The sequence below is a fragment of the Stieleria mannarensis genome, from assembly GCF_014154935.1.
Lineage (GTDB): Bacteria > Planctomycetota > Planctomycetia > Pirellulales > Pirellulaceae > Stieleria > Stieleria mannarensis.
Genome location: NZ_JACEHH010000093.1, coordinates 1 through 10,568 on the forward strand (window position 1 = coordinate 1; position 10,568 = coordinate 10,568).

General features: G+C 60.4%; 6 protein-coding genes. All 6 read left to right on the top strand.

What is annotated here, in order from left to right:
• Nucleotides 1-1,884 (top strand): tetratricopeptide repeat protein (locus H1B37_RS31900; protein ID WP_220498481.1); only part of this gene is annotated, 1,884 nt, incomplete at its 5' end.
• A 527-nt stretch (nucleotides 1,885-2,411) separates the two neighbouring features.
• The gene (gene folE2, locus H1B37_RS31905; RefSeq protein WP_182871347.1) at nucleotides 2,412-3,236 is read left to right on the top strand and encodes a GTP cyclohydrolase FolE2; all 825 of its coding nucleotides are present in this window, start codon (nucleotides 2,412-2,414) and stop codon (nucleotides 3,234-3,236) included.
• Between the two features lie 251 nt (nucleotides 3,237-3,487).
• Nucleotides 3,488-4,450, top strand: a complete 963-nt coding sequence (locus H1B37_RS31910) for an alpha/beta hydrolase (RefSeq protein ID WP_182871349.1) — start codon at nucleotides 3,488-3,490, stop codon at nucleotides 4,448-4,450.
• A 33-nt stretch (nucleotides 4,451-4,483) separates the two neighbouring features.
• Nucleotides 4,484-5,275: a hypothetical protein gene (locus tag H1B37_RS31915; RefSeq protein ID WP_286178458.1), complete on the top strand. Its 792-nt coding sequence runs from the start codon at nucleotides 4,484-4,486 to the stop codon at nucleotides 5,273-5,275.
• A gap of 445 nt (nucleotides 5,276-5,720) precedes the next feature.
• Nucleotides 5,721-8,918, top strand: coding sequence for a DUF1553 domain-containing protein (locus tag H1B37_RS31920; RefSeq protein ID WP_182871350.1), 3,198 nt, complete (start codon nucleotides 5,721-5,723; stop codon nucleotides 8,916-8,918).
• A 14-nt stretch (nucleotides 8,919-8,932) separates the two neighbouring features.
• Nucleotides 8,933-10,372, top strand: a complete 1,440-nt coding sequence (locus H1B37_RS31925) for a DUF1501 domain-containing protein (RefSeq protein WP_182871352.1) — start codon at nucleotides 8,933-8,935, stop codon at nucleotides 10,370-10,372.
• Nucleotides 10,373-10,568: the final 196 nt, after the last annotated feature.

Sequence of the window (10,568 nt, forward strand, 5' to 3'; positions counted from 1 at the left end):
TGGTTGTTTATACTGCCCCTTATGAAACCCGCCCGTCAACATCGCATCCATGGCAATACCACGCCGCGCCTCAGCCTAGGCAAACGGGTCCTCTTTTCCGGCGTCATGGCGGCCCTCGTGCTGTGCGTCGCGGAAGTCTTGCTGGCCTGCTTCTGGACGCCCCCGCCACCGACCGATCCCTTCGTCGGGTTCTCGCCCAGCGTCCCCTTGCTGGTCGAATCCCCGCCGATCGATCCAAACGCAACAACGAAAGAACCCGGCTATCGAATCAATCCCGCCAAACTGGTCTGGTTCAACGACCAATGGTTCCCGGCGACCAAGCCACCAAGTACCTACCGCATCGTCTGCCTGGGCGGGTCGACGACCTACGGACGCCCGTTTGATGACGCGACGTCGTTTTGCGGTTGGCTCAGGACGATGTTGCCGATGGTCGCACCGGACCGTCACTGGGAAGTCATCAACGCCGGCGGGATTAGCTATGCCAGCTATCGCATCGCCGGCGTCATGCAAGAGTTCGCTGCCCACGACGTCGACCTGTTCATCGTGTACACCGGACAAAACGAATTCCTGGAATGGCGAACCTACGGCGACCTGCTCGAATCCTCGGACACGCCGGGCGTAATGGCGGCACGCTGGCTGTCGACCTTGGCCCGCAACACCCACCTCGGACAATCGTTTCAATCACTGGCCGATCGGATCCGCTCATCCACGGCAGACGAAACCAAACCGATGCTGTCGGGAGAGGTCGACGAGATCTTGAATCACACGATCGGACCGGCCAGTTACAAACGCGACCCACATTGGCACCGCGGCGTGGAAGAGCATTTTCGCGTCAACCTGCGGCGGATGCAGCGCATCGCCCGCGACGCCGGCGCCGAAATGGCGGTCGTCGTTCCGGCGTCCAACCTCCGCGATTGTGCGCCCTTCAAGTCCGACTTCGGTGACGGTATCGACGACACCACCCGACAGCGATTGAACGGGGATCTGGAAGTCGCTCGCCAGTTGCTCGCCGAGGGTGCCACGGAGCAGTCGCTGGCGGTGTTGGAATTGATTCTGGCCGAAGATCAGCGAAACGCGGACGTTCATTACCTGCGTGGCCGAGCCCTGTTGCAAGTGGATCATGCGGACGATGCCCACAAGAGTTTCCAGCGTGCGATCGATGAAGACATCTGCCCGCTACGCGCGACCACACCGATCAAACGAGCCATCGAAACGTTCCTCGGCGAAGAGGCCGTGATCCCGATGGATTTTGAATCCCACTTGAGCCAGTTGCGGCAAAACGAAGACGGGCATGCGTGTTTCGGCGCCGAATCGTTTCTCGATCACGTGCACCCCACGATCGATGTGCATCGTGAAATCGCGGTGGTGGTTTTGCGTGCGCTTGTCGATCGCGGAATCGTCTCCGAAGTCCCCCTGCCGGATCAGATCGCCGTGGCGACGCGATCGATCCACGGCAAGCTTGACCGTCGAATCCAAGGCGTCGCGTTTCGCAATCTGGCCAAGCTGACGCATTGGGCGGGCAAATTTGAAGAAGCCAAACGGAACGCCAACGACGCGCTGCGGTTGCTGCCGGAGGATTTGGAAAGCCGCTATGTCTTGGCCGATTGTCTGGTGCACGAGGGACAGATTGACGCAGCGATCGAGCAGTACAGCGAACTGTTTCGCATCGGCCATTTCGACCGCGCCTGTCAGCCGTTCGGGGAGCTACTGGCGATGCAAGGCCATCACGACGCGGCCAAGGGCTACCTGCTGCAAGCGATTTTCGTCAGCGAGGGGCCGCGACAAGCCAGCGCCTACCGCGCGCTCGGCCGGCTGCACGAGACACTTGGCGAGACCGAATTGGCCGCCGAATGCTTCGAAAAGGCCGCCGAACTGCGGCCCTGACCTCCCGCTCGACGTGGGGGCATCGTTTTCGGTAGCGGAACTCGCCGAGAGTTTCGGCAGCACAACCGATTGAGATTCTCTCCCTCGGGGAGAGACGGCGTTTGCGCAGCAAGCAAGCGCCAGAGAGGGGCCGCGGTTTGCGAAAGCCTCCGCGGCTTCCGCTACGACAGAATTCCTCCCGAAATGACTCAGTATTCCAGAAAACCGCACGCCCTCCATTGTGTAGGGGTTGCCACCACGTCACACTAGACGGGCCGGGACGACTGCGCTTGTGCAAGCGGCTCGATCGCCAGTGCGATTTTGAGCAACACACTCCCGCCAGCTGGAAAAGGCTCGCCCGCGGTAGCCGCCTTATCTCGCTTAACTGTTTAACCACCGCATGACGATTTGGACGACCGCGCCGGCCACATTGCCCGGCGTTGCGAGCCGCATCGGACGTTTTCGGTTCGCCGAGTGTGTCCGCGGCCGGGGCGAGTCAATGCCATCGCCCAGCACCGATCTCCTTTATCAATAGCCGTAGCGAGCCCATGACTGAAGCTTCCATCACCGCGACTCCCCTGCCCGACATCCAATCGACCGGCGACCGCCGCAAGGTCGCGATCAACAAAGTCGGAGTGACAAATGTGCGGTACCCGATTTCGTTGCGGACCCCCGGAAAGGGGCAAGGCAACGAATTCATCCACACCGTCGCGACGATCAACATGTTCGTCTCGCTGCCGCACGATGTGAAAGGCACCCACATGTCACGGTTTCTCGAGGTGCTGAACGAGTATCACGAGGAACTCAGCAGCGACGCCTTGCCGCTGGTCGCCAACCGGATGAAGGAGAAGCTGGAATCGGAAGACGCCTATTTGGAGCTGAACTTCCCGTACTTCATCGACAAGCAAGCGCCGGTCAGCGGCCAGTCGGGAAAGCTGGACTTTGACGTCGCCTTTGAATTGGCCAGCAACGGGACCGACGACTTCGTCATGACGCTGAAGATTCCCGCGACCAGCCTGTGTCCGTGCTCCAAAGAGATCTCGGACTACGGGGCACACAACCAACGCTGTGACATGACCGTCAAAGTCCGCATGGCCGACGGCGTCCACTTGTGGATCGAAGAACTGTTCGGGATCGTCGAGCAATGCGCGTCGACCCAAGTCTTCAGTGTTCTAAAACGCCCCGACGAGAAATGGGTCACCGAACGGGCCTACGAAAACCCCAAATTCGTCGAAGACATCGTCCGAGACCTGGCGGTCGCGCTGAACAACGACGACCGCATCGTCTGGTATCAAGTCAGCAGCGAAAACTACGAATCGATCCACAATCACAACGCCTACGCGTTCATCGAACGCGACAAACGCGAGGAATAGGGCTCTACGACGCAAGTTCGTTCGGTGGCACTCGTCTTTCCGCGGCAGTGCAATTTGGGTGATCGCCGATACGGTCGGACAGTCGCCGTGTTCTCCGAACTCGGCGGATCGCGTCAGCGATGCTTTGCACCGCGCCGACCTCGGAGAGGACGGCGACTTTGTCCAGCCCGAACGAAAACGAGGCTTCGGTAGACAACGAGCGGCGGGTTAGAATAGGCGGCATTCAACCACCGCCTCTTGCCCCCCCCGCTATGAAACCATTCTCGTTCCAAACGCCGCGTCTTCGCGACGCAGCGTCTGCTGTTCTTCTGACCGTCGGTTTGTTCGCGGTTTCGATCGAGACCGTTGCCGCCCAAGATGACTCTGCCGCCCCGAACACTGCGGCCCAGAACACTGCGGCCCAGAACTCTGCTCCCGACGGCGTCGAGGTGATTTCGGACATCCAGTACGCGACGACCCCGCATGGGCCGCTCCTGCTGGATCTGTACCGGCCCGAGCAAATCGGTCGCGAGTTGCCGGTCATCGTCTTCGTGCACGGCGGCGGTTGGAAAGGCGGCGACAAGCGATCCGGGCTAAAGATCGCAGCATGGCTGGCGGGCGAAAACTATGCCGTGGCGTGTATCAATTACCGCCTGTTGGACGTGTCCGCCTGGCCGACCCAGATCGACGATTGCTACGCGGCGGTTCGCTGGGTGCGTGAGCACGCCGACCACTTTCGGTTCGATCCCGACCGCATCGTCGCTTGGGGCACGTCGGCCGGAGGTCATTTGGCGGCGCTGATGGCAACACGTCCGTATCCGGGGAACGAATCGACCAGCAGTCGCGTGCATGCCGGCATCGATTGGTTTGGCCCCAGCGACCTGCTCACCATGCCTCCCAACGTTGTGTCGCAATCGCGGAGCTTTGAAGACGTTGCGAAATCAAATGGTGCTCGACTGCTTCAAGCACCGGTCATGACCGTCCCTGAATTGGCAAAGACGGCCAGCGCCCTGTACAACGTGACGTCCGATGACCCTCCGATGCTGATCATGCATGGCGACCAGGATCCGGGTGTCCCGGTTGACCAAAGTGTGCGACTGGCCGAGGCGCTCAAGAAAGCCGGGGTGCCCGTGCAATTAAAAATCATTCCGGGAGCCGGGCACGGTGGGAAAGCGTTTCAAACACCCGAGGCCCGTGCGGCAGTCAGGCGTTTCTTAAAAGAACATCTCCAATAATTGACGCGATTCATTTTACGGCGACCTCCGATAATGAATTCCAAGCTGCTCCTCCGCGAAGATGCGATCATCAAAACCGTTGCGGCGTTGCACCAGCGGATCTCGGACCGGTTTCCCGGCAGCGGCCTTTCCAATCTGTGCACGCAACTGCTGGAGGTTGCCGAAAAGTCGGCCGTGCGTGCGCAAGGGATCGGCGAGTCTGTTTGGTGGATCCGGATTTGCGGCTACGTGCTCGCCCTGTTGGTGATCGCGTTGGTCGGCGGAATGGTCTGGTTCACCACCCACTCGGTTCGCTTCAAAGACGAAGCGATCGGTTGGCCCGACCTGATCGGGACCTTCGACGCGGGGACCAGCGGGCTGATTGTCCTGGGCGCGACGATCTACTTTTTGATCAGTTTGGAAATCCGAATCAAACGCCGTCGCGCATTGATCGCCGTGCACGAACTGCGGTCGATCGCCCACGTCGTCGACATGCACCAATTGACCAAAGACCCCGAGCGGATGCTGCGGCGGTACCGGCAAACCCAAAATTCGCCGGCCGAAGCGATGAGTCCGATGGAGTTGAGTCGCTACCTGGACTACTGCACCGAAATGTTGTCGCTGATCGGCAAGATCGCCGCACTGTACGTTCAACGATTCGACGATGCCGCATCGGTCGCCGCGGTCAGCGAAGTCGAACAGTTGACGACAGGCCTGTCGCGAAAGATCTGGCAAAAGATCGTCTTGCTCAGCGACATCAACGAATTCCAAACCCGCCACGTCCGCGTCGATCCCCCCGAAGAAAAACCGGACACCACCGCCCCACCAAACGTAGAACCAATGTAGAACCGTTGTCCCCAACTGTTCCCCCCGCAATTGTCCCAATTGCCCCCCGGTCGGCACTCAATGTAGAACCGTTGTCCCCAACTGTTCCCCTCGCAATTGTCCCAATTGTCCCCCGGTCGGCACTCAATGTAGAACCGTTGTCCCCAACTGTTCCCCCCGAATCATTCTGCCTCCTTCCCCAGGGCGCACAAACCCGGCGCGGGCCGCTCGCTGACCGGCCTGTTGATCTAATCAGCCGCACGGCGCTAGCCGCGGTTCTCGCCGCCGCAAAACCCGGGCTAGCGCCCATCGGCTAATCGCTAGCTGTTTCATTTCGACTAAATCATCAGGCCGTGACGCTTCCCGCTGGCATTTCTCAGAATCTTCTTCCGATTCGTTTCAAAACGTGTCCGACAGGCACAACCGCGATCAAAAAGGCGCCGACGCCGCACGGGTTGTGGGTACAATGAACGGCAGTCCCACCCGACCGTCCCGCCTGTCGACCATCATGCCCTGTTTGCTTTCCCAGCGGCGCCGTTGTTGCGCCGTCTTCCTGTCGCTCTGCGTTGCCTCCGTCGGAATTGTCTCCGCCCAAGACACCCTGCAGTTCAACCGAGACATCCGTCCGATCCTGTCGGAAAACTGTTATCACTGCCACGGCCCGGACCCCTCGGCGCGGGAAGCCGACTTGCGGTTGGACACCGAAGACGGTGCCAAAGAATGGGCGATCGTGGCCGGAGATGCAGACGCCAGCGAAGTCGTCGCGCGGATCGTCAGCGACGATCCCGACACGCTGATGCCGCCGCCGGACAGTGAACGGTCACTCTCGGACAAACAAAAACAGTTGATCCGTCGTTGGGTTGACCAGGGCGCGTCTTACCAAGCCCACTGGTCCTTTCAATCCCCGATCGCGCCGCGTGTCCCGGCCGTTGCCGACGACCGTGCCGTCAACCCGATCGACCACTTCGTCCTGGATCGACTGCAGCAGAACGACTTGCAACTCGCTCCGGCGGCGGATCGGGAAACGCTGCTGCGCCGAATCACTTTCGACCTGATCGGATTGCCTCCGACGATCGCGGAACTGGATCGTTACTTGGCCGACACATCGCCCCGTGCGACCGAAACGGTCATCGACCGTTTGTTGGCCGACCCGCGTTTCGGCCAGCGGATGGCGGCCGACTGGTTGGACGTCGCCCGTTACAGCGACACGTACGGCTACCAGGTCGATCGCGATCGTTTCGTGTGGCCCTATCGAGATTGGGTCGTCGACGCCTTCAACCGCAATCTCGGGTATGACCAGTTCCTGCGTCAACAACTCGCCGGCGATCTGTTGCCCGATGCCTCGCGCGAGCAGATCCTTGCGACGACCTTCAACCGCCTGCACCCCCAGAAAGTCGAAGGCGGCAGCGTCCCGGAGGAGTTTCGGGTGGAATATGTCGCCGACCGCACCCAAACCGTTGCCACCGCCTTCCTGGGGCTGACGATGGAATGCTGTCGATGCCACACGCACAAGTACGATCCGATCACACAGACAGAGTATTATCAACTGGCCGCGTTCTTCTCCAATATCGACGAAGCCGGCTTGTATTCCTACTTCACCCCCTCGGTCCCCACGCCGACGCTGGAGTTGCCGACCGAGGACCAAGCCCGGCGGCTATCGAAATTGAAATCGGAGATCGATTCGCAGCGGGCGATCTATCAGCAAACGCTCGAAAACGAAATCGACATCGAAGCGTATCGGGGATTGTTCGGCACTGATGCTGATGCGGACACCGATGCCGACGATGAACAACCGGGCGGCCCGTCACCCGCCTCGCTGTTTGCGACACCAATCGAAGCATTGGATTTTGAAACTCCACCATCGCCCCCCAACCAGCCGGTGCTCGGTGTGGCCGGACAAGGCGTACGTCTGACCGGCGATGACGTCGTCAATCTAAAGACCGGCAACTTTCGCCGTGACCAACCGTTCTCGGTCTCGCTGTGGATCAAGACGCCCGACGTCAAAGAACGGGCCGTCGTTTTCCATCGTTCCAGGGCCTGGACCGATGCGGCCAGCCGCGGCTATCAGTTGCTGATCGAAGACGGACATCTGAGCTGGTCGTTGATCCATTTCTGGCCGGGCAACGCGATCCGCATTCGCACGCCCGAGCCGATCCCCGTCGACCGCTGGGTGCACGTCGCAGTCACCAACGACGGCTCCAGTCGCGCCGACGGATTGTCGATTTCGATCGACGGTCGCCGCGTTGAATCGGTCACGGTGCGCGACCACTTGACAAGGCAAATCACCGGCGGCGGAGGTGACAATCTGGCGATCGGCCAACGCTTTCGCGATCGAGGCTTCACGGGCGGCCAAGTCGATTCGTTTCGCGTGTTTGATTGTGAACTGACCGATCTGGAAATCCAGCGTCTGGCCCGTCCCGACGAAACGTTGACCTGGCTCGCGTCGTCACCGACGCAGTGGACGCCGACGCAACGACAAACGATGGCCGACCACCTGCTGCGGCGACACGATGCGGACGTCGCCCAAAGCCGCCAGCAACTGGCGAACGCCCGACGCTCGCTCGCCCAACTGCAAGACAAGATTCAAGAGATCATGGTGATGAAGGAATCGCCAGGGATCCGCACGACGCACCGTTTGGAACGGGGAGCTTATGACGCGCCGGCCGAAGCAGTCACGCCGGGAACCCCCAAAGCGATTCTGGAATTCGACACCTCAACGCGACCGGATCGGCTGGGGCTGGCCGAATGGATGCTCCGCCACGATCATCCGCTGACCAGTCGCGTTGCGGTCAATCGGCTTTGGCAATTGTGTTTCGGCGCCGGTCTAGTTCGCACCCCGGAAGACTTCGGCAGCCAAGGCGAACCGCCGACGCACCCGGAATTGCTCGATTGGCTGGCGATCGATTTCATTGACGGTGGTTGGGACGTCAAACGAGCGATCAAGCAAATCATGATGTCCGCGACCTACCAAGCGTCCAGCGAACACCCGGATCCGAGCGTCTGGAACCAAGACCCCGAGAACCGCTTGCTGGCCCGACAGAACGCGTACCGATTGCCCGCCGAAATGTTGCGTGACCAAGCCCTGGCCGTCTCCGGCCAACTGGTCAGCCGGCTCGGTGGTCCGCCGGTCAAGCCCTATGAGGTCGAAGCATCGTTCAAACCCGTCAAACGGGATCAGGGCGAAGGGCTTTATCGTCGCAGCATTTACACTTACTGGAAACGCACCGGACCGGCACCCGCGATGATGACACTGGACGCCGCCAAACGCGATGTCTGTCGTGTCCGAAGGGAACGCACATCGTCGCCGCTGCAAGCGTTCGTGTTGCTCAACGGTCCGCAATACGTCGAATCGGCACGCGTCTTGGCGTTTCGCTTGTTAAGCGAACATGGGGAGGATCCCGAAGCGGTTCTGCGTGACGCGTTCCGGACGTTGACCAGTCGATTCCCGACCGAAGCGGAAAAACAGGTCGTCACAGAGTTGTACGCCGAACAATTGGCCTACTTTGGCCGGTATCCAGATCGCGCGGGCGAGTATTTGGCGGTCGGGGAAATGAAACTGGACACCCTGTCGAACGGCCGATCGGTCGACCCGACAACGTTTGCCGCCACCGCGGTCGTGATTGGAACATTGATGAACTACGACGAAAGCGTGATGAAACGATGAAAGAGAACCGTTCAATGAATTTGTTTCAAACGCCGTTGTTGCGTCGTGAATGTTTCGCCGCCGGCGGACTTGGGATGGGCGCGCTGGCGATGGCCGCGATGGCCGGTCGCGAAGCGATCGCCGCACCCGCGATCGATCCGTCGCTCGCCGCAACGGGGTTGCATCTGCCGCCGCGTGCCAAACGCGTGATCTATCTATTTCAATCCGGGGCCCCCAGTCAACTGGACCTGCTCGACCACAAACCGCTGCTGAACGAACGACACGGAACCGAATTACCCGCTTCGGTTCGCGGCGGCCAGCGACTGACCGGGATGAGTGGCAATCAATCCAGTTTGCCATTGGTCGGTTCGCCGTGGAAATTTTCCCGTCACGGCCAGTCGGGCGCGCAGCTTAGTGAGCTGATGCCGCACTTGGCCGGTGTTGCCGATGAACTGTGCATCGTCCGTTCGATGCACACCGAAGCGATCAACCACGGCCCCGGCGTGACGTTCGTGCAAACCGGCAGCATGTTTCCCGGCCGTCCCAGCATGGGCGCCTGGTTGGACTACGGGCTGGGACGTGAAAACGACGACCTGCCTTCCTTCGTCGTCATGGTGACCAAGAACAAGGGCGGCCAACCACTCGTCTCGCGTCTTTGGGGCAGCGGCTTTTTGCCCAGCCGCCATCAGGGTGTCCGGTTTCGCAGCGGCAAAGACCCCGTGTTGTATTTGAACAATCCCGACGGGATCGACCAGCAGAGTCGTCGCAGCGCGGTCGGTGCGCTGTCCAAGTTGCACCAGATCAAACTGAACCAAACCGATGACCCGCTGGTCCAAGCCCGCATCGCGCAATATGAACTCGCCTATCGAATGCAATCCAGCATCCCCGATGCGACCAACCTGAACGACGAACCGGAAAGCACGTTCAAACTGTATGGCGATGACGCCAAGAATCCCGGCACCTTCGCCGCCAACTGTGTGCTCGCGCGGCGGTTGGCCGAGCGTGGTGTCCGCTTCATCCAACTGTATCATCCCGGCTGGGACCACCACGGCGGATTGCAGAAGGGATTGCCGCGACAGTGCGCCGAAACCGACCAACCCTCCGCGGCGCTGTTGGCCGACCTGAAACAACGCGGCATGCTGGAAGACACCCTGGTCATTTGGGGCGGCGAATTTGGACGCACGAACTATTGCCAAGGCAAATTGTCGCCCAACAGTTTCGGACGTGACCATCACCCGCGTTGCTTCAGCGTCTGGATGGCCGGCGGCGGCATCCGCCCCGGCATCACCTACGGCGCAACCGACGAATTCGGTTACAACATCGCCGAAAACCCGGTCCACATCCATGACCTCCAGGCCACGATCTTGCATCAATTGGGCATCGACCACGAGCGGTTGACGTTCAAGTATCAAGGACGCAACTTCCGCCTGACGGACGTCCACGGCGAAGTCCAACATCAACTGATCGACGCGTAGCGGTCCAAATACGATGTCTCTCCACGCGTGTGCCCCAGGTGCGATGGCCCTTCCGGGCCGTCGATTGCAGGATTTGCATCAACGCTCCTAAAGTCGAGCGACGATCCGCAGACCAGCTCCCACCGGGAAATGCGAGATCGTCAGGAGACGCCGTTAACCACCAGTCGACGAGCCCCGCATCATTCAGCCTTCCTGC

What these genes read in the sequence shown, in the direction of transcription:
- H1B37_RS31915 (WP_286178458.1), top strand. Translation starts at nt 4,484, where the DNA reads ATGAATTCCAAGCTGCTCCTCCGCGAAGATGCGATCATCAAAACCGTT.
- H1B37_RS31925 (WP_182871352.1), top strand. Translation starts at nt 8,933, where the DNA reads ATGAATTTGTTTCAAACGCCGTTGTTGCGTCGTGAATGTTTCGCCGCC.
- H1B37_RS31910 (WP_182871349.1), top strand. Translation starts at nt 3,488, where the DNA reads ATGAAACCATTCTCGTTCCAAACGCCGCGTCTTCGCGACGCAGCGTCT.
- H1B37_RS31920 (WP_182871350.1), top strand. Translation starts at nt 5,721, where the DNA reads ATGAACGGCAGTCCCACCCGACCGTCCCGCCTGTCGACCATCATGCCC.
- folE2 (WP_182871347.1), top strand. Translation starts at nt 2,412, where the DNA reads ATGACTGAAGCTTCCATCACCGCGACTCCCCTGCCCGACATCCAATCG.